This window comes from Bacillus sp. JZ109 (assembly GCF_053903135.1).
Genome location: NZ_CP096388.1, coordinates 3,432,501 through 3,451,644 on the forward strand (window position 1 = coordinate 3,432,501; position 19,144 = coordinate 3,451,644).

Below are 19,144 nucleotides of genomic sequence, written 5' to 3' on the forward strand. Positions count from 1 at the left end.
TCTTGCGACCGTACTCCCCAGGCGGAGTGCTTAATGCGTTAGCTGCAGCACTAAGGGGCGGAAACCCCCTAACACTTAGCACTCATCGTTTACGGCGTGGACTACCAGGGTATCTAATCCTGTTCGCTCCCCACGCTTTCGCTCCTCAGCGTCAGTTACAGACCAGAGAGTCGCCTTCGCCACTGGTGTTCCTCCACATCTCTACGCATTTCACCGCTACACGTGGAATTCCACTCTCCTCTTCTGCACTCAAGTTCCCCAGTTTCCAATGACCCTCCCCGGTTGAGCCGGGGGCTTTCACATCAGACTTAAGAAACCGCCTGCGAGCCCTTTACGCCCAATAATTCCGGACAACGCTTGCCACCTACGTATTACCGCGGCTGCTGGCACGTAGTTAGCCGTGGCTTTCTGGTTAGGTACCGTCAAGGTACCGCCCTATTCGAACGGTACTTGTTCTTCCCTAACAACAGAGCTTTACGATCCGAAAACCTTCATCACTCACGCGGCGTTGCTCCGTCAGACTTTCGTCCATTGCGGAAGATTCCCTACTGCTGCCTCCCGTAGGAGTCTGGGCCGTGTCTCAGTCCCAGTGTGGCCGATCACCCTCTCAGGTCGGCTACGCATCGTTGCCTTGGTGAGCCATTACCTCACCAACTAGCTAATGCGCCGCGGGTCCATCTGTAAGTGGTAGCCGAAGCCACCTTTTATGTTTGAACCATGCGGTTCAAACAACCATCCGGTATTAGCCCCGGTTTCCCGGAGTTATCCCAGTCTTACAGGCAGGTTACCCACGTGTTACTCACCCGTCCGCCGCTAACATCAGGGAGCAAGCTCCCATCTGTCCGCTCGACTTGCATGTATTAGGCACGCCGCCAGCGTTCGTCCTGAGCCAGGATCAAACTCTCCGATAAATGGATCACAGGTTAAGTTCACCGCATCCTGCGGCGACACCTGTGTGACCTGCGTCGTGCAGGCCCTAGTTTGACTGACTACGCACATTGCTGTGCGATTTATAAAAATGAATTAACAGGTACGTTTTGTCTTGTTTAGTTTTCAAAGATCATTCAATAATGGAGCGGGTGATGAGAATCGAACTCACGACATCAGCTTGGAAGGCTGAGGTTTTACCACTAAACTACACCCGCGTAGTATCTTATATTGGCGCGCCCGAGAGGAGTCGAACCCCTAACCTTTTGATCCGTAGTCAAACGCTCTATCCAATTGAGCTACGGGCGCTTATCAAGCGACTTAACTATCATACTATCATTTGATGGTGAAGTCAAGAAGTTTTTTTAAAATGTTTTTTCGAATCTTTTTCAATTCGACTTTTCTTATTATACACATTTTTAAAATCTTGTAAACACCTTAGAAAAACTTTTTTGTTTTTCGTTTTGTTTCACGCTGTTCATCAGCGACGTTTAATAATATACCATGCCTATTTTATTTGGTCAACACTTTTCCTGTATTTTTTATTCTCTTCTTTCACCCCTTCTCATGTATATATTTTATCTCATCTTACAAATAATATAAGAAAATCTCTTAAGAAGAAATGAGGCGTGTTATGTATTACTACAAAGAGGAACTGATTAATATCATTAAACCGGACAAGCCAGACCCGGCAGCTGCTAAGGTCCTACAGGAGATATTAGGCGGTCATTACGGAGAAATGCGTACAATGATGCAGTTTTTTTTCCAAAGCTCTAATTTCAGAGGAAAGCAGAAACAGTACCGCGATCTGCTTCGCGGCATTTTTTTAGAGGAGATTGCCCACGTTGAACTGGTTCAAAACACAATCAATGCTTTATTAGATGAATCAGGCGGTGAAGGTGTCGGCAGTCAAGGTGCAGATCAAGCACCACTTAATGAAGCCGTTAAACATGCTAATCCTCATCATTATATTATTGGTGCGCAAAGTTCCCTTCCCGTTGATGCAGGGGGCAATCCGTGGAACGGGTCGTGGGTGTATAACCACGGAAACTTAATTACTGACCTGCTGGATAACCTGCTTCTTGAGTCGACAGGTGTGCTGCAAAAAACAAGAATTTATGAAATGAGCTCTAATCAGACGTTCCGCGAAACACTTGCTTTTCTGATTGTACGCGACAATGCTCACCAGAATGCATTCGCGAAAGCGCTCGAGACATTGGGCGTTGAGTGGGCGAAGCTCCTCCCTGTACCGAATTATGACATTAATAAATATCCTGAGTGCAGAAAGTATGTCGAATTAGGCTACCATAATGCACAGTTTAACTTTAGGTTGGATGAAACGAGAATCGGTGAAATCTATCAAGGGAAATCTCCAAGCCGAAATGGCGGAGAGTTGCAAGTAATAGATCCTCCGGCAGGGTTTCCCGTACCAGTGCTTCCTGAAATACCAAATGAACACAGTCCTGGGTTAGGCGATATGAATGCTTAATCCAGTGGGAAGGTGCTCAAGAAACTTCTTGAGCACCTTCTTATTGTACATTACTGATTCATTCAACGATTGGCGTTAAAGAATCGCCGTTCCATATTTCTCCCTTATTGAGTGTCCAGCTGTCATGATATAAAGCCGAAGCACCCTTGTTTACAGCTGGGCTCCATTCATCATTCCATGCCAGAAAGTAAATGGTTTTAGGATATTTTTGTTTTATAGCATTGATGAACAGGCTGTAATCGAAGCTGCCGTTTGCTGGTTGCGGGCCGACTTCTGTAAAAGCAAATGGTTTATTAAGCGTTGTTAGCTGATCGTATCCATTGATCGAGTAGGCATCTTGAAAATACGCATCTAATCCGACAATATCCACGTAAGACGCGCCTGGGTAAAAATCAGTTTTAAAATCTCGGTTGGCGTCGGGAGAGTAAACCCAAATCAAATGATCAAGTCCTCTTGTGTCGGTCATATAATGATAGATTTTCTTGTAGAGCTGTTTATATAGAGAGATTCTTTCATTATCCTTTTGGTTATATGATGTAAGTCCCCACCAAAACCATTCGCCGTTCATTTCATGCAGCGGCCTGAACAGAACAGGCACACCTTGGTTCTCCAGCTCTTGAAGTCCGTCAGCAATTTTGCTGAGCATGGCATTTAGCCGCTTTCCTTCTGCTGTTGAAGAATCTAGTATTTTTTTATACTGATCATTTGTAATCGGTGTTTTAAAATGCCCTGACTGAAAAGCAGGGTTCGCCAGGTGCAAACTGATTTGCGGAATTCCGCCATTTTTCCAATACGAAATTAAATCACCGTTGCAGCTTACATCTATTGAATCTTCAATTTTAGCTGTTTCAAGCCACCCTCTGGCATAATCGCAGCCGTAAATAGCAGGCGATTGCCCGGTGGCGCTTCGGATTCTATCAGCCTCAGCCATAGAAAAAGTGTCATGACTGTAACCTCCGAACGCTCCGGAAAGGACTCTGTTTTCCGTTCGGTTCGGCAGGTGTGCAAGCCAGTTCATCACTGCTTTTGTTGTCTGCTGGGCATTAGGATTCACAGGCGACACAGTATGCGCTTCAATTGGTTTTGCTAAAACAGCAGACGCAAGTAAAAATATAATGAGCAAAGAGATCGTATGTTTCTTAAACAAATGCAACTCCCCCATTCATTAAGGATGAGATATCATGAATTCACATGTTCCTTCTATTGAAAACTCGCCAAAATGCGCAGGCAAGACAAAGTGTGAGCCTGCATTGCATTCATACTGAATACCATTATTTATGATTCGTCCTGATCCGCTCAGAACACTCCCCAGCAAATAGGTTTGATGTGAAGGAAAAGCAGCTCGGCCGCTAATCTTCCATTTGTACACTGAGAAATAATCTGATTGCACATAAACAATGATCTCAGCGTTACCAACTTCTTTTACTTCCGGTGTATGCACTTTATCGATATGCGGTATCGTTATGACTTCCATGGCTTTTTCTATATGAAGAGTTCTTTTTTGGCCCTGGTCATTACAGCGGTCATAATCGTATACGCGATACGTTGTATCAGAGTTTTGCTGGATTTCAAGGACAAGGGTTCCCTCACATAAAGCATGGAGTGTACCGCTTGGCACATAAAAGAAATCTCCGGGCTTGATTTTGATTCGCCTCAGCAGCCCGTTCCAATCACCGCTTTCTATTCGTTGTTTGAACTCTTCCTTTGTGCTTGCGTGATGTCCCAAAATTAGTTCGGCGTCATCTTTGCAATCAATGATATACCAGCACTCCGTTTTACCAAGGTCGCTATTTTCGTGCAGATTTGCATAATCATCATCAGGATGGACTTGCACGGAGAGATCCATATTGGCGTCCAGCAGCTTTACCAGCAGCGGAAACACCTTCCTATCTGGAAAACCGAAAATCTCTGGATGATCTTGCCATACTTGATCTAGTGTCTTTCCTGCCAGCGGGCCGTTCTTTACAGCCGACGGGCCATGGGCATGGGCAGAAACGGCCCAGCACTCACCTGTTTTTTGTGAGGGTATTGCGTAGCCAAAAGCGTCACGAAGCTTCGTCCCTCCCCATAGTCTTTCTTTAAAGACAGGCTCTAAAAATAAAGGATGCGTCATGATCGCACCTCCCCGGATGCTGCCTCTGCTTGTAAGGCCTGATGCGCTAAAACTAGCGTGCCGATGATTCCGGCGTTACTGCCTAAACGTGGAGGTACAATATAATCATTTATATCATCTGATAATTCAGAAAAATCTAAGTAGCTGTTCATGATTTTTGGTACATATTGATAGATATAAGAAAACACTTGTTTCTGTTGCATGACGCCGCCGCCAAGAATGATTTTTTTAGGTGCAAGGATCAAAATATACTGAGCCAGCGCTTGGGCAATATAGTACCCTTCCAGTTCCCAGACTTGGGCTATATCTGATAAATCCGCGGCTTTTTTTCCCCAGCGGGCTTCGATAGCGGGGCCTGAAGCTAAGCCTTCAAAGCAATCTCCATGATAAGGGCACTTCCCTTGGTATACGTCATCCGGGTGCCTCCGGATATAAATATGGCCCATCTCTGGGTGTGACAGCCCCTGAAGGAGCCTCCCCTCTACAATAGCCCCCGCTCCGATGCCAGTGCCAATCGTTATATACAGGCAGCTGTCAAGACCCTTCGCTTCACCGAAAAGGAATTCACCCAGCGCCGCAGCGTTGACATCTGTACTAAATCCGACTGGGATCTTCATTTCGTTCTTAACGGTTTGCAAAAAGGGGTAGTGTCTCCAGCCCGCTTTCGGCGTGGCCATAATGGTACCGTATGTTTGACTGGTTTTATCGTTATCAACGGGGCCAAAGGAACCGATGCCGATTGCCTGTAATGAAAATTGGCGAAAATATTGAATTACTTTCTCTATCGTTTCATCCGGCATCTTTGTGGGGAATTCTATTCGGTCAATGATTGTTCCATCTTCCTTACCGACAGCACAAACAATCTTTGTGCCGCCTGCTTCAATACCGCCAAGCATGCAGATGGCCTCCTTGTTGTCTCCGCAATCAGCGCCGTATGTTTACAGAAGTCACAACAAACTTGTCATGCCGATGACGTGAAAAGGAATATTCAAATGGAATGCCGTTATCTAAGAAGCCCACATGTTCAACTTCAAGAATTGGATCATCCTTTTTACAGCCCAGATGCTGCTGGTCAATATGATCAGATTTGCAGGCTCTGATTTTCCGATGTGAGCCGGCGATTTTGAGCTGCAGCACATTTGTAATATGATTGTAGATCGAATCATGAAGGACATCGTCATTAATGCCCGGTATTAAATGAGTCGGCATATATGTTTTTTCTAATACATAGGGTTCACCTTCTACAATTCGCAGCCGAACGACATAATAAACCGGTGTTTTCTGATCAATAGACAAATGGGCGGCCACTTCCTCAGTGGGAAATTGCACTTCAAACTGAATGACCTTGCTTTGGATTTTTTTATCTTTCAGCAAGTTGGTCAATCCGAGAATCTCATTGCTGACTACATGTACATGGTCATCCTGTATTGCAGATTGAATAATAAACGTGCCATGGCCTCGTTTTCTGAACAGCAGACCCTCGGCAACTAAATTATCCAAGGCTCTCTTCATCGTCATGCGGCTTGAGTTAAATTCTTTTGCAAGAGATACTTCATCAGGAATGGGCTGATCGATCGGATATACGTTATTTTTAATTCTATTTCTCATTTCATTTGCAATAATTTCGTATTTATTCATTGGCATCCTCCGGCAGCTGTTAGAGTCTGATATCACATAAGCTTTTACGGATATCATAAGTTCTTTTCCCTATTTCATCAATGTTGCGGATTTTCGTCATCTCTATTCGTTATGATGATTGCCGGAAGATCTTGACCTTTAGGAAAACCTAGAAACCGCTATGCTCAGCAACCTTTTTGAACCATTTTCCGCTCTTTTTGACGGTTCTTTCTCCGTCTTTCTCAAGATTGACTGATACAAATCCGTATCGGTTTTTATAGGCATTTGTCCAAGACCAGTTGTCCATGAACGTCCATAAGTGATAGCCTTTTACGTTTGATCCTTCCTGTATGGCGCGGTGAATCCATTTGAGGTGCTCTTTTATAAATTCAATCCGGTAATCATCTTGAATGATGCCTTGTTCATCCCTGAATCGCTCTTCACCTTCAACCCCCATACCGTTTTCAGAGATAAAACACTCGATGTTGCCGTAGTTTTCTTTTAAATTAATCAAAATATCATAAACGCCTTTTTCATAGATCTCCCAGCCGCGATGCGGATTCATTTTGCGGCCCGGCATGACGTAGGGATCAAAATACCTGTCCGGCAAAAAAGGAGCGTCGGGATTCGGAAGATGTTCTTTCGCTTTCACACGTCTCGGCTGGTAATAATTCACTCCCAACAGGTCAACCGTGTTCTTTTTGATGATGTCAAGATCTTCAGCGTTGTAATCTGGCATAAAGCCTTCATGCTTCAAAATGTCAACCAGCTCTTTGGGAAATTCGCCTTTGACAGATGGATCTAAAAAAGATCTGTTAAAAAACGCGTCTGCGATTTCCCCGGCTTTCACATCCGCCGGATGGCTGCTTCTCGGGTATGAAGGGGTCAAATTTAAGATGATACCGATTTTTCCGTCCTGCTTCATCTCCCTGTATGCCTGAATGGCACGGGCACTTGATAGCATCGTATGAAATCCAACCTGGACGGCCTCTTTAAAATCGACCTTGTTTGGATAATGAAAATCATATAGGTATCCGCCTTCTACGGGAACGATTGGTTCATTATGCGTGAACCATTTTTTCACCCGGCCGCCAAACAAACGGAAGCACGTTCTCGCATAGTTTTCATACGCGTCAACCGTCTCTCTGTTGACCCAGCCGCCGATTTTTTGAAGCGCCATCGGCATATCGAAATGAAACAAATTGACAAATGGTTCAATTCCGTTAGCGATCAACTCATCAATGACATTGTTATAGAAATTTGCGGCTTTATCGTTGATCTCGCCCGTTCCGTTTGGTATTAAACGTGACCAGGAAATCGACATCCGGAACGAGTTGTGGCCAAGCTCCTTCATCAGCCTGATATCTTCTTTATAGTTGTCGTAAAATTGGGATGTGTCTGCGGGTCCGACATGATTAAAAAAACGATGCGGTTCTTTTTCAAACCAATAATCCCATATATTCTGGCCTTTTCCGTCTCTGTCGGCGGCACCCTCCGTTTGTGTTGCTGAAGCGGATGATCCCCACCAAAAATCCTTTGGAAAACGATATTGTTCTGTTTGTGCCAAGTCTCTCTCCCCTTATGTCACATTTTTATGCTGTTATCATTTTGCTGAGCAGCTGTCTCCTGCACAGCCTGTTCTTTTTCTTTTGCCAGATTTAATTTATCCATTGCTTTTAGGAACGGAAACCAGATCACGAAGACAATCAGCAGATTGATAAGCTGCATCACGCCCCCCATGATTGAGTTCGTCGCCATGATACCATTAATGAATAATGGAACCGTCCACGGCACTGTCACACCAGTCGGAGGCGGAACGAGCCCTGCTGACATAGCCAGATAGGTGACGAGCGTAACAACCATCGGTGCCAGCACCCAAGGCACAATAATGATCGGATTCATGACAATCGGAAGCCCGAAGATAATCGGTTCGTTGACGTTAAAAATACCGGGAGCGAGGCCAAGTTTTGATACTTGCTTCATCTGCCTGCTTTTCATGAATATGAGAATGGTAAACACAATCGCAAGCGTCATCCCGGTTCCGCCCATCCCTACTGTATAAATCTCCATAAACGGTTTTGAAATAATATGAGGGATTTCTTTTCCCGCCGTGTAAGCAGAAAGGTTTTCTACCTGCAGTGTATTCCAAATCGGGTCCATCACGGAGTTGATAATGATCTGTCCATGCAGTCCGAAAAACCAAAGAATTTGAATGAAAAACACGGCAATAAGCGTTGGAATGATACCGCTTCCAAGTCCGACAAGCGGAGCCTGAATTGCGTGATAAATGACGTCGTGCATATTTGTTTTAAAAAACAGAGTCACCATTACGTTAATCAGCAAAAATACGGTCAATGTGATAAAAGCCGGAATAAGTGCGGCGAATGATTTTGCTACAGCAGGCGGAACGCCGGCTGGCATTTTGATTGTCAGGTTTTTTTGAACGATTCTTCTGTAGATTTCTCCAGAAAGAAATGCCGTAATCATCCCAAGAAACATCCCTTTTGCACCGAGACGATCGACCGGGATAACCCCTGTAATGGCATCTCCTGTTTCTGGCTGAATGATAAATGGCGTTAAGAGCAAAAAGGAAACCAAAGCGATCGCTCCGCCAAATACAGCTTCGACCTGATAGCTTTTTGACAGGTAATAGCCTATCCCGAACACAACAAAGACAGACATAATGCCCATTGTCGCCGTGGAGGCAATGCCGAAATGAGACTGAAACGACGTAAGCATTGAGGCGTTCATGATTTTGTTTAGAAACGGCAAATTCGTTAACACGACAAAAATGGACCCGAATATCGTCAGCGGGAAAGCCAGCATAAATGCATCACGCAGTACTTGCAAATAGCGGTTATTGTTTAACCTCCCTGCAATTGGAACAAGGAATTGGCTGATTTTCTCGAACACCCTATCCACCCCGATTATTTATAGATTCTTGGTTTTAAAGAGATCAAGCATCTCTTTCACTAATTCTTTCATGGATAATGTTGACATCAGATGATCCTCTGCATGCATAAGCAGCAATGAGAAAGCTTGTGCTTCTCCGCCGGATTCCTTCTGTATCATTTGAAAGTGAATGTCATGGGCCGCGGATAAATCCTGCTCAGCCTTGGCAATGAGGGCATCCACCTCATCCTTGTTCCCTTCTTTGTAGGCGCGCAGTGATTGTATGATGCAGCTGCGGGCATTGCCGCTGTGCAGGATAAGCTGAAAACTGATTTGTTCGTCTGTTAAGTTCGTGATTTTCACCTGTTCCATTATTGATTCTCCATTAAGGACAATGCCTGCTCATACGCTTTTTTCCCATCTGCCATTCCGTAGGCCATCATGTCAATGACTTCAACCCGAATGTTGTATTGATCCGCTTCTTTTTGGAGTTCGCTTTTCAGAAAGCTCATTTGCGGACCGATCAAAACGGCATCCGCTTTTCTCATGTCTTCTTTTGCTTTATCCTGGCCAACAGCCCAAATCTCTGCTTCCTCACCGATAGACTGTGCGTATTCCTTCATTTTTGTCACCAATAAACTGGTAGACATTCCTGAGCTGCACGCGAGTAATATTTTTTTCAACTGCTATCCCCCCTTGTTATTAAAACGCTTACATAGATTATTATAGTCATTTATTTTTAAATGTCTATACTTTTATAAAATAAATATAATCATATACTTGTCCGGTTCATTACTTTGTAAATTTTTCTATGGAAGATTCATTCATAATGTGGTACACTCATCAACGGAAACGAATCAATTAAATAGCTATTATCACTTGTATAACCTCAATAATATGGTTTGAGGGTGTCTACCAGGAACCGTAAAATCCTGATTACAAAATTTGTTTATGACATTTTTTGTAATCAGGATTTTTTTATTTATCAAAACATTTAAGTAAAGGAGTTTGTTATGAATTTCAAAGTTTTCCTGCTTGCAGCTTCTACGATTGCAGTCGGATTGGTTGAGTTAATTGTGGGGGGAATTCTTCCTCAGATCGCAAATGATTTAGACATTTCCATTGTTTCAGCCGGACAGCTGATCAGTGTGTTCGCGCTGGGATATGCAGTATCTGGGCCGCTGCTTTTGGCATTGACTGCAAGGATTGAGCGGAAGCGCTTATATCTAATTGCTTTATTTGTTTTCTTCCTTAGCAATCTTGTCGCCTATTTCAGCCCTAATTTCGCCACACTGATGGTATCTAGGGTATTGGCAGCAATGAGTACAGGGCTGATTGTTGTGCTTTCTTTAACAATTGCCCCGAAAATTGTAGCGCCTGAATACAGAGCCCGCGCAATCGGAATTATTTTTATGGGTTTCAGCTCTGCTATCGCATTAGGCGTGCCGCTCGGAATCTTAATCAGCGATTCCTTCGGGTGGCGGATTTTGTTCCTTGGAATTGGCCTGTTGGCGCTGATCTCCATGCTGATTATTTCAATTTTCTTTGAAAGAATACCGGCGGAGAAAATGATTCCTTTCCGGGAACAGCTCAAGACGATCGGTAATCTGAAAATCGCGAGTTCACACCTCGTCACGATGTTTACATTAGCTGGCCACTACACGCTTTACGCTTACTTTGCACCGTTTTTAGAAGAGACTCTTCACCTGAGCTCTTTCTGGGTCAGCATTTGTTATTTCCTTTTCGGGATATCTGCCGTATGCGGAGGCCCTTTTGGAGGAGCGCTATCTGACCGGCTTGGTTCCTTTAAGAGCATTTTGCTGGTGACCGGTTCCTTTGCTATCATTATGTTCTTACTGCCGCTGTCTACATCGTCTATGATTTTCTTTTTGCCTGTCATGGTGATTTGGGGTCTTCTGAGCTGGAGCCTCGCCCCGGCTCAGCAAAGCTATTTAATTGAAATTGCACCTGATTCGTCTGACATTCAGCAAAGCTTTAACACATCGGCCCTCCAAGTCGGAATTGCCCTTGGCTCAGCCATTGGCGGTGTTGTTTTGGATCAGACGGGTACTGTGGTTTCAACGGCATGGTGCGGCGGATCGATTGTGATCATCGCTGTCCTGTTTGCTTTCATTTCTTTAACAAGACCTGTTCAAACAGCAAAAAAATCCTCCTTGTAAAAGGAGGATTTTTTATGATTTAGCTGAAAGCTCATCTTCGGTGACCCATTTGTGGTTTTTCACTTTTTCGCCGCTTGTTGTCGATGTATAGTCAACCATGTATACAGTTGTTTTTTCCGCGGAGTCGATCTCGGCTGTTGCTCCTTTCATGCCTTTCATATGAGAAGCCTCTAAAATCACCTGATCTCCGGGTTGTAACGTTTTATTTCCGGCATCTTTGATTTCTTCTTGGATCACCCATTTGTGATGATCCACACGCTGTCCCCCATTAGTCGGAGTATAAGAAACAACATACGCCGTTGTATCATAGGCGCCTGTTACCGTAGCTTCGGCACCTTTCATGCCTTTCATATGAGAAGTATTGATGATTACTTGGCTGCCTACTTTGTATTTCGGATTTTTAGATTCCTGTAATCCCTCTGGAACGTCAGCTGATCCGGAATGGTCCATCTCTTCATGTGTTGAGGAGTCTGAATGATTGTCATGTGTGCTTTCTTTCGTACTGTTGTTATTGCCGCATGCTGATAAAACAAAAACTAGAGATAACATCACAATTCCCAGTGCATTTTTAGAGATTTTCATGTTCATTCTCCTTTGCTTCATTTTTTTCCTGTAACTTTTGCCCGCAGACAATGAAAACATGCCCTCTCGATAATACTATACCCCCGAATGGTATGTAAATACGCTGATATTCTCATAATGCGTTCCCGCAGTTTGTCCTATTCCCCTTTGTTTGCAAAGCCAAACATAAAAAAAGCCGCTGTCAGGCGGCAATTACTGATTTAAGATTTTTATATACACACCTTTTTTTGCTTTTTGATAAGCGGCCTCACCCATTTTTCTCACCTTTTCAGAAACATCTGAGGATTTGATCCATTTGTCATCAAGAAAAATGGATGGATCGATTAGGCGCATTTTCTTCTTTTGATGGAAATCGTACTGGATGTCATCTTCTATTACTTGTATGCCGGGATGAATAGATGTAAGCAAGCTCAGGACTTCTTCATTTTTTGAGGCACGCAGGATGTTCAGTACCTCTTGGTCCGTTTTCAGCAGATCCTCTGCAGATATGACATCATGCCGCAGCGCTGCCTTCAATGCTCGCGCTAAATATTCATATCCATATACATTCACAGGATTCAAAAAGAAATCAATTACTTCCTTGTAGTACACACTGACAAACCATTCGGCGGCTTCAATACTATCAGGAAACATCCTTCCGTTTCTCACAATAAGATGATCCAAAAAGGTTTGCGCTTCGTGCAGGTTAATGTGTCCATATCGGTACATATCACGCAGCGTATAGTCTGTCCGATCAGCACACAGCTCCGGTGCGGGCTGTTCGAGCAATGTCCACCTTGAATCGTCAGATAAAAGTTCTTCAGTATGATAGCCGTGTTTTTGTAAAATGTCCGGGATTTCAGAGTGAACAATGACTTGTTGAAAGATGTTTTCATGATAGTCTTCTGCTTGATTTTCAAAGACAACGTCGACCACATGAGAAAAAGCTGTGTGTGATACGTCGTGGAGCAGACCCGCAATCTGTTCTTCTATCGTTCCTCCGAGCTTTTTGATGAGGAGCATCACGCCGATGGAGTGCTCATACCTGGTCACATTCCACTTTCGATTGACTAAAAAGCTTGCTCCGCCTTGATAGATTCCTTTTAATCTTTGCACAGGAGCGCTCTTGATAAGCTCTTCCAGCACTCCGTCTATATCGTGCTGTCCGTAAATGTCATCGTTGATTTTCATGCCTTCACCTCTAAATCTATTTTTTTATTGTATATTGATAGTACACATGCAATCTTTCAATAGAGGAGTATTACGATGATCATCATCCGAAACAATGAATGACCGAAACAGATGATGGCCGATTTTTTTGCCAAGCATTGGGGTACACCCGAGATGGTGATTTCCAGCGGCATTTTTCGATGTAATGAATTAGATGGTTATGCCGCTGTAGATGAGAGCGGCGAAATCATCGGTTGTATTACATACGTGATAGACGGGAAAGATTGTGAAATTATTTCATTAGATAGTATCATTGAAAAGAAAGGGTTTGGCACCGCTTTACTGCAGCAGGAAGTGGAAGCAAGGTGATCATTATTCCGCAAGTCAGTTTACGCTTAATGAAAAAACCTTGTTTGACTAAAAGCAGCAATATAATTAAAAGGCATAACATATTTCATATAACTAATAGGTTATGCCTTTCTTCTTTACAATGACATATCATTCATTCCTAAAGCTATTTTATTTTTTCATTTCCGCCAAAAAGTGGAGCAGTTAGCCTTGTCTCGAATATTAAATTCAATCATTTTTTCAAGTAGCGAGTAATCAACTGGGCCATTCCAAGGGATACGTATCAGCTGCTTGGTATAGTCATATCCGGCCTTTACAATATCATCCTGTACATGCCTTATCGTCACACTTTCAGGGGCGACAGCTAAATGCTTTTTAGATACACTAAAGCCAATAATAAATGTACCATGATCCGTAAACATTGGTTGATTCCATTTTATTTCTGTATGTAAATGTGGATATTTATTTTTTATCCAAGTCAACACTTCTTCCGTTCTTTCTCGGTGGAACGGGTCATTAATCCCCGCTACATATTCAGAAAAAATATCCATGTTGTTCCCTCCTCAAATTAAATGATACCGTTCAGAGAAGTTCATTAAAACTCCAAACGGAACCGACCAGACACGTACTTAAACAATCCTATTTCCAATGTAATACTTAAAAGAATCCTGATTGTTCAGGAAGTAAGCGGGTTGTTTCTATGTGACTATAGCAGTTATCAGTCCGCCTCCCCACAGAAGCTATTCCTCCAATTTATTCTTTAGCACTATCGCTCTTTCCTTCTAAAACTTCTCAGAATAGAACTGCTTCTTTAAGGATAGCCAGCAGTCAATTCGTCTTGTAAATCCAATCTTTAAAATCGATTAATACTAGCTTAACACTTTAAAAATATAATGGGTTTGTCACTGAGATTCATATATTTTTAGGAGGTTATCCAGTTGAAAAAATTCCCGAAGAAATTACTGCCTATTGCGGTTTTATCATCTATTGCGTTCAGCAGCTTAGCCAGCGGCAGTGTGCCTGAAGCCAGCGCCCAGGAAAAGAAAAAGGGGAATCAAAACGAAATTAAAAATGTGATCGTTCTGATTGGTGATGGTATGGGTGTGTCCTATACGTCTGCTCATCGTTATTTAAAAGATAATAAAAAGACAAAGTTTGTAGAGCCTACCGCTTTTGATCAACACCTTGTCGGCCAGCAAACGACTTACCCTGAAGATCCAGAACAAAACGTAACAGATTCTGCATCTGCAGCAACGGCTATGTCTGCCGGGATCAAAACATATAACAATGCGATTGCGGTGGATAACGACGGTTCAGAGGCCAAAACGGTACTTGAAGCGGCAAAAGAAAAAGGAAAATCAACAGGACTTGTGGCCACTTCAGAAATTACACATGCTACTCCGGCTTCTTTCGGTTCACATGACCACAGCCGAAAAAATATGAACTCGATTGCCGATGATTATTTTGATGAAATGGTCAACGGCAAGCACAAAATTGATGTCCTTCTAGGCGGAGGAAAAAGCAATTTTGACCGCAAGGACCGCAATTTGATCAAGGAATTCAAAAAAGCGGGTTACAGCTATGTGGATAACCGCAAGGACATGCTGAAGAATAAAGACAGCCAAGTTCTCGGACTATTCGCGGACGGCGGCCTGCCTAAAAAGATTGACCGCACGAAGGATATTCCTTCATTAAAAGACATGACAAACACAGCAATTAAAAAATTAAGCAAGGATAAAGACGGTTTCTTCCTCATGGTGGAAGGCAGCCAGATTGACTGGGCGGGCCATGACAATGATATCGTCGGCGCCATGAGCGAAATGGAAGATTTTGAACAAGCCTATAAAGCGGCTATTGAGTTCGCCAAAAAAGACAAGCATACATTGGTTGTCGCAACGGCTGACCATTCAACCGGCGGTTATTCCATTGGTGCTGACGGCATCTACAACTGGTTCAGTGAACCCATTAAAGCCGCAAAGCGCACACCTGACTTTATGGCAGAAAAAATCGCTGACGGCGCAAATGTTGAAAAAACATTAAAAACGTATATTGATCAAAAGAAATTAGCTTTAACTGAATCAGAAATTCAATCTGTTGAAAAAGCCGCAAAAACGAAAGAAGTGCTTGAAATCGATAATGCGATCGAGGAAATTTTCAATAAACGCTCCCACACCGGCTGGACGACAGGCGGACATACTGGTGAAGATGTTCCGGTCTATGCGTACGGACCGTCTAGCGAGGACTTTGCAGGCCAAATTGATAATACTGAAATTGCCAAAAATGTTTTCAACTCTTTACAATACAACATTAAGATTAAAGATAAGTAAAAGAATACAAGGTGTCCCGTTGCTTGTATGAAGTAACGGGCTCTCTTATTAATGGAGGAATCATCATGAGAGGAATTCTTTCGATCTTCGTTTTTATCATCGTGCTCGCGGGCTGCTCATCGAACGCCAATACAGAAAAACAAAGTGCGGGCGGAGAGCAAGCGGTAAAAGCCACACCGCAAAGCACATCTTCTCAAAAAGACAGCATAGATGAATATCAGCCTAATTCCCAAGTAACCGATGACCGGTCATTGCTGAAGGCGGGCCAAACGTTTTCTGATGACAAGGGAAAAGCTGTTTTAAAGGATATCAAGCAAGTGAACCAAACATATAAGATTGGCGACGTGGAGCTTACAGTAAAAGAAATGAAGCTGATCCATTTGCGCCCGGACTACAGCATGATTGATTACTTTCATGTGTTAACACACGATGAAGAGTTTGATTTCGTTAAGGTCTTTGTTGACATCAAGAACACATCTTCAAAGAAAGTAAATGTTGCGCCGATTGCCTTGATGAAAACAAATACAGGGGAAACTTTTGATTGGAACAAAGATATTTATCTTGAAGAGTTAAATGGCGAATTGGAAGGCGGAGCCGAAAAGTCCGGAAATCTCGGCTTTATTGTGAACGCATCAAGCGGCCATGCTCATGACGAAGATGCTGATGATAAGAAGAAAGCAAAAGAGATCAAGTGGATCGAAATCACAACAAGTGACGTCTTTGACCAAAATCGTAAGAAAATCAGTGATGCTCAAAAGATCAAAATCAAGTTTTAAATGATGAACTCCCGTACCAGGTACGGGAGTTCTTTTCTTATCTGTTTTTTTGGCGAATCAATTCATCAATCCGCTCCATCACTTCATCCATGTCCATACACTCTTGGAAGCTTTGATTGATTTTTTTAATGCCTTCCGTATATTGATCATGATGTAAAACCGCGTCCACGCCCTGTTTTAATTTTTGTACATCGACTTCATCTTTAGAGATGACATAGCCTGCATGGAGTTCAGAAAGGCGCTGCGCCACCATCGGCTGATCCTTGTCATGAGGCATTACAACCAGAGGCACGTTGAAATGAATTCCTTCATTTACGCTGTTCATTCCGCCGTGTGTAATGAAGACATCAGCTTGCTCCAGCACTTCCAGCTGAGGGACATACGGGGCGATGATAAAGTTTTCCGGCGCCTGCTTTAATTTGGTCAGATCCGCTTTTTCTCCGGCAGCGATGACGACTTTTCCGTTAAAGCCAGAAAATGCATCAATACAGAGGTTGAAAAATTCCTCCGTATTGTCCAGAACAGTCCCCATTGAAATATAAATAACCTTTTCATCTTTTAACTGTTCAATCGGGAAATCTGTTTTTTCCGCTCTCTTTGGAAAGCTGGGGCCGATAAACAAACATTCATCCCCAAAACGATCGCTTTCAGGCTGAAAATAACGGCTTGTATACACTACATTCAATTCCCCTTTATTGTTCATAAATTGAACCAGATTTTTCGGGGCAACACCGTACGTTTCTTTCATTCTTTCTAAAAGATCTTCGCACTCTTGATCCAATTCAAGCGGCGCTCCAGATTCGGGATGCAGCGGCAGGATTTTCAGATGCTCTTCGCCAAACAGGAAGGACGCTGATGAAGAGACCCCTGGAATATCTAAGAAATCCCTAACCAATTCCCCCGCACCGAATTTATCATAATACACAAAATCAAATTGAATGTTCTTAGATAAGTCTTTGACAATATGTAAAATGTCCAGCGAGGTTTTGATATGGATTTTCAAGAAATCAAGAATGCCATTGGGTGAACCGATATGAATAGGTGTTGTTCGCAGCAGATCGTGGTGAAGATGGACAGTTGCTCCCGCCGCTTCTAATCGTTTTTTATATTTTTCAGTGGAAATATAATGGACATCATATCCCTTATCGGAAAACGCTTTTGTGATGCCTAAGGTAGGATTCACATGGCCTTCCGCAGGAAAATTTAAAATCAATACTGTCTTCATTTTGACAACTCCCTCTCATATCGTATTCTGAAACTTTGTTTGATCAGACTACACTACTAATCGTAAAATGGGGACGTAACGCCATGCAAGGGACAAATGATTGAACAATTCTGCTGCTCTGGACTTAAATCCAAAAAAGACACCGAGCTTTGGTGTCTTTTTTATACCTTTCTGATCGTAAAAAATTTCCGCAGAAGCCACGGGCCTGGCGAGAAGCCCAAGGTTAACTGCCAAGCGCCTATGGCTTGCAACCCGTATTCGCGGACGATCATCATCTTCTGGCTCATGCTCCTGACATCTTCAAACCATACCTCATGCGTTCGCCCCTGCTGATCTCTGTACCGGAAAAAAGGTGATTGATATTCGGTTGAATATTGTATCGGGCTTTGGTACCTCATCGCTGTTTCGATTGCGTTTTGATTTGAAATGGCTGAAGCAACTGTGCCCGGCTGGTAGGGGATGATCCAGTCGTATCCGTAGAGCGGGACTCCGATAATGATTTTTCTGCTCGGCACCTGCGCAATCGCAAACTCAATGGTTCTCCTGATCTCAGTAATCGGCGCTACAGGGCCCGGCTCACTCCCGGCATGATGCCAATCGTAAGCCATGATAAACATATAATTGACAACCGCTCCAATCCCTCCGTAATCGTAGCCTCTCAGCCATGGGATATTATCGCTTGTTTTTGCCGGAACAGCTATCGTCAGCACATAGCCTCCCGCCTGAAGGCGATCTCTCAGCTGACGTAAAAACCCAGTAAAAAGATCCCGATCTGCGGCGCTCACCTGTTCAAAATCGATTGTCACACCCCCATAACCCCTTGTGGAAACTAAGTAATAAATATTGTTGACCAGGTTGGTTCTCGCTGTCGGATTATTCAGGACTTGGTGAACGAGTTCTGTACTGAACCCAGCCGATGTAAGGTTGGTTATGGTGGCCAGCGGTGTCACTCGCCTTTGCCATGTTGTCTCAATAGCGGCCGCATCATCTAACTGGTTTGCAATGTCGCCGTTAGGTGCAATATGGTATTCGAAAATCGAAATCGAAGACGAGTATGGCGCATAATCATTGATTAACGCCCGGTCGAGCTCAGGACTTCGGAGAACATAAAAGCTTAACGTACCTGCAATGTAATTTGAGATAGATGGAATCGTTATTTTCATTCCTGCCTGTAAAGCATTTGGGCTGATGCCCGGGTTTGCGGTCCGCAGCCGCTCTAGTGGAACAAACGCTTTTGCCGCAATGGCGGTCAGCGTGTCTCCCGGCTGAACGGTATATACATAAAGAGGGATAAGGAGAGCCTGCCCCGGCACTATATTCGTTTCATCTAAACCATTCACACCCCGGATTTGATCAACAGAAGCACCGTATCTTCTGCCTATGGAAAACAGAGAATCACCAGGCCCGACGATATGGATAAACATGTTTAACCCCCATTATTCGTTAGTCAATCCATCATAAAATCTTATTAATCGGTTTCCTTATATATGTTGGTAAACACATAAAAAATACCAAGGGG

The 19,144-nt window shown here is 43.4% G+C and carries 17 protein-coding genes, 2 tRNA genes, 1 rRNA gene, 2 pseudogenes and 1 riboswitch (1 of these 23 running past the window's edge); of the genes and pseudogenes, 6 read left to right on the plus strand and 16 right to left on the minus strand.

What is annotated here, in order from left to right:
- The 3 genes from M1D94_RS18035 to M1D94_RS18045 form a co-directional block, all read right to left on the minus strand.
- Positions 1-911 (minus strand): 16S ribosomal RNA (locus M1D94_RS18035) (it extends 639 nt beyond the left edge of the window).
- Between the two features lie 160 nt (positions 912-1,071).
- Positions 1,072-1,145, minus strand: a tRNA-Gly gene (locus M1D94_RS18040).
- Positions 1,146-1,159: 14 nt separating this feature from the next.
- Positions 1,160-1,236, minus strand: a tRNA-Arg gene (locus M1D94_RS18045).
- 325 nt (positions 1,237-1,561) lie between these two features.
- Here M1D94_RS18045 and M1D94_RS18050 point away from each other — a divergent pair.
- Positions 1,562-2,416, plus strand: a complete 855-nt coding sequence (locus tag M1D94_RS18050; RefSeq protein WP_021481617.1) for a manganese catalase family protein — start codon at positions 1,562-1,564, stop codon at positions 2,414-2,416.
- A gap of 58 nt (positions 2,417-2,474) precedes the next feature.
- Here M1D94_RS18050 and gmuG read toward each other — a convergent pair whose 3' ends face one another.
- The 8 genes from gmuG to M1D94_RS18090 all read right to left on the minus strand — a co-directional run bounded on the left by gmuG (position 2,475) and on the right by M1D94_RS18090 (position 9,721).
- Complete coding sequence (gene gmuG, locus M1D94_RS18055) at positions 2,475-3,563, minus strand: mannan endo-1,4-beta-mannosidase (RefSeq protein ID WP_101501911.1); 1,089 nt, start codon at positions 3,561-3,563, stop codon at positions 2,475-2,477.
- Positions 3,564-3,581: 18 nt separating this feature from the next.
- On the minus strand, positions 3,582-4,529 hold the full coding sequence (manA, locus tag M1D94_RS18060; RefSeq protein ID WP_456270300.1) for a mannose-6-phosphate isomerase, class I: 948 nt from the start codon (positions 4,527-4,529) through the stop codon (positions 3,582-3,584).
- Positions 4,526-5,425, minus strand: coding sequence for a fructokinase GmuE (gene gmuE / locus M1D94_RS18065; RefSeq protein ID WP_072173541.1), 900 nt, complete (start codon positions 5,423-5,425; stop codon positions 4,526-4,528). Before gmuE ends, manA begins: the two co-directional genes overlap by 4 nt.
- A 28-nt stretch (positions 5,426-5,453) precedes the next feature.
- Positions 5,454-6,167 carry a transcriptional regulator GmuR gene (gmuR, locus tag M1D94_RS18070; protein ID WP_032727116.1) on the minus strand — a complete coding sequence of 238 codons (714 nt, stop codon included), beginning with the start codon at positions 6,165-6,167 and terminating at the stop codon, positions 5,454-5,456.
- A gap of 148 nt (positions 6,168-6,315) precedes the next feature.
- The gene (gene gmuD, locus M1D94_RS18075; RefSeq protein ID WP_282627533.1) at positions 6,316-7,713 is read right to left on the minus strand and encodes a 6-phospho-beta-glucosidase GmuD; all 1,398 of its coding nucleotides are present in this window, start codon (positions 7,711-7,713) and stop codon (positions 6,316-6,318) included.
- Between the two features lie 17 nt (positions 7,714-7,730).
- Positions 7,731-9,059: a PTS cellobiose transporter subunit IIC gene (celB, locus tag M1D94_RS18080; protein ID WP_003244271.1), complete on the minus strand. Its 1,329-nt coding sequence runs from the start codon at positions 9,057-9,059 to the stop codon at positions 7,731-7,733.
- Between the two features lie 18 nt (positions 9,060-9,077).
- Entirely contained in the window at positions 9,078-9,410 is a 333-nt protein-coding gene (locus M1D94_RS18085; RefSeq protein WP_282627534.1) for a PTS lactose/cellobiose transporter subunit IIA, read from the minus strand.
- Positions 9,410-9,721: a PTS sugar transporter subunit IIB gene (locus M1D94_RS18090; protein ID WP_014112863.1), complete on the minus strand. Its 312-nt coding sequence runs from the start codon at positions 9,719-9,721 to the stop codon at positions 9,410-9,412. Before M1D94_RS18090 ends, M1D94_RS18085 begins: the two co-directional genes overlap by 1 nt.
- A 176-nt stretch (positions 9,722-9,897) precedes the next feature.
- Positions 9,898-9,997, plus strand: a riboswitch (purine riboswitch).
- Between the two features lie 54 nt (positions 9,998-10,051).
- On the opposite strand from M1D94_RS18090, the gene pbuE reads away from it, so the two are divergent.
- Positions 10,052-11,218, plus strand: a complete 1,167-nt coding sequence (pbuE, locus tag M1D94_RS18095) for a purine transporter PbuE (RefSeq protein WP_038428434.1) — start codon at positions 10,052-10,054, stop codon at positions 11,216-11,218.
- A 12-nt stretch (positions 11,219-11,230) separates the two neighbouring features.
- Here pbuE and M1D94_RS18100 read toward each other — a convergent pair whose 3' ends face one another.
- Positions 11,231-11,851, minus strand: a complete 621-nt coding sequence (locus M1D94_RS18100; protein WP_282627568.1) for a YdhK family protein — start codon at positions 11,849-11,851, stop codon at positions 11,231-11,233.
- Positions 11,852-11,992: 141 nt separating this feature from the next.
- A complete protein-coding gene (locus tag M1D94_RS18105) occupies positions 11,993-12,970 on the minus strand; it encodes an HD domain-containing protein (RefSeq protein ID WP_282627535.1) in 978 nt (325 codons plus the stop codon).
- Between the two features lie 111 nt (positions 12,971-13,081).
- On the opposite strand from M1D94_RS18105, the pseudogene M1D94_RS18110 reads away from it, so the two are divergent.
- Positions 13,082-13,309, plus strand: a pseudogene (locus M1D94_RS18110) (GNAT family N-acetyltransferase); the annotation flags it as partial.
- Positions 13,302-13,370: pseudogene (locus tag M1D94_RS18115) on the plus strand (DUF4944 domain-containing protein); the annotation flags it as partial. The pseudogenes M1D94_RS18110 and M1D94_RS18115, both read left to right, overlap by 8 nt.
- Before the next feature lie 106 nt (positions 13,371-13,476).
- On the opposite strand, the gene M1D94_RS18120 reads toward M1D94_RS18115, so the two are convergent.
- Positions 13,477-13,848, minus strand: coding sequence for an iron chaperone (locus M1D94_RS18120; RefSeq protein WP_172850503.1), 372 nt, complete (start codon positions 13,846-13,848; stop codon positions 13,477-13,479).
- Between the two features lie 387 nt (positions 13,849-14,235).
- On the opposite strand from M1D94_RS18120, the gene phoB reads away from it, so the two are divergent.
- Both phoB and M1D94_RS18130 read left to right on the plus strand, forming a co-directional pair.
- A complete protein-coding gene (gene phoB / locus M1D94_RS18125) occupies positions 14,236-15,624 on the plus strand; it encodes an alkaline phosphatase PhoB (RefSeq protein WP_172850505.1) in 1,389 nt (462 codons plus the stop codon).
- A gap of 65 nt (positions 15,625-15,689) precedes the next feature.
- Entirely contained in the window at positions 15,690-16,400 is a 711-nt protein-coding gene (locus M1D94_RS18130) for a DUF4352 domain-containing protein (RefSeq protein ID WP_172850507.1), read from the plus strand.
- Positions 16,401-16,437: 37 nt separating this feature from the next.
- Here the strand turns inward: M1D94_RS18130 and M1D94_RS18135 are convergent, their stop codons facing one another.
- Together M1D94_RS18135 and M1D94_RS18140 are read right to left on the minus strand one after the other, a co-directional pair.
- Positions 16,438-17,625, minus strand: a complete 1,188-nt coding sequence (locus M1D94_RS18135; RefSeq protein WP_172850509.1) for a macrolide family glycosyltransferase — start codon at positions 17,623-17,625, stop codon at positions 16,438-16,440.
- A 161-nt stretch (positions 17,626-17,786) separates the two neighbouring features.
- Positions 17,787-19,049 (minus strand): glycoside hydrolase family 18 protein, encoded by a 1,263-nt coding sequence (locus M1D94_RS18140; RefSeq protein ID WP_172850511.1) that lies wholly within the window; start codon positions 19,047-19,049, stop codon positions 17,787-17,789.
- Positions 19,050-19,144 lie beyond the last annotated feature (95 nt).

Excerpts from the sequence above, each read along its gene's own strand:
- M1D94_RS18050 (WP_021481617.1), top strand. The coding sequence starts at position 1,562 with ATGTATTACTACAAAGAGGAACTGATTAATATCATTAAACCGGACAAG.
- manA (WP_456270300.1), bottom strand. The coding sequence starts at position 4,529 with ATGACGCATCCTTTATTTTTAGAGCCTGTCTTTAAAGAAAGACTATGG.
- gmuE (WP_072173541.1), bottom strand. The coding sequence starts at position 5,425 with ATGCTTGGCGGTATTGAAGCAGGCGGCACAAAGATTGTTTGTGCTGTC.
- gmuR (WP_032727116.1), bottom strand. The coding sequence starts at position 6,167 with ATGAATAAATACGAAATTATTGCAAATGAAATGAGAAATAGAATTAAA.
- M1D94_RS18085 (WP_282627534.1), bottom strand. The coding sequence starts at position 9,410 with ATGGAACAGGTGAAAATCACGAACTTAACAGACGAACAAATCAGTTTT.
- pbuE (WP_038428434.1), top strand. The coding sequence starts at position 10,052 with ATGAATTTCAAAGTTTTCCTGCTTGCAGCTTCTACGATTGCAGTCGGA.
- M1D94_RS18105 (WP_282627535.1), bottom strand. The coding sequence starts at position 12,970 with ATGAAAATCAACGATGACATTTACGGACAGCACGATATAGACGGAGTG.
- M1D94_RS18120 (WP_172850503.1), bottom strand. The coding sequence starts at position 13,848 with ATGGATATTTTTTCTGAATATGTAGCGGGGATTAATGACCCGTTCCAC.
- M1D94_RS18130 (WP_172850507.1), top strand. The coding sequence starts at position 15,690 with ATGAGAGGAATTCTTTCGATCTTCGTTTTTATCATCGTGCTCGCGGGC.
- M1D94_RS18135 (WP_172850509.1), bottom strand. The coding sequence starts at position 17,625 with ATGAAGACAGTATTGATTTTAAATTTTCCTGCGGAAGGCCATGTGAAT.
- M1D94_RS18140 (WP_172850511.1), bottom strand. The coding sequence starts at position 19,049 with ATGTTTATCCATATCGTCGGGCCTGGTGATTCTCTGTTTTCCATAGGC.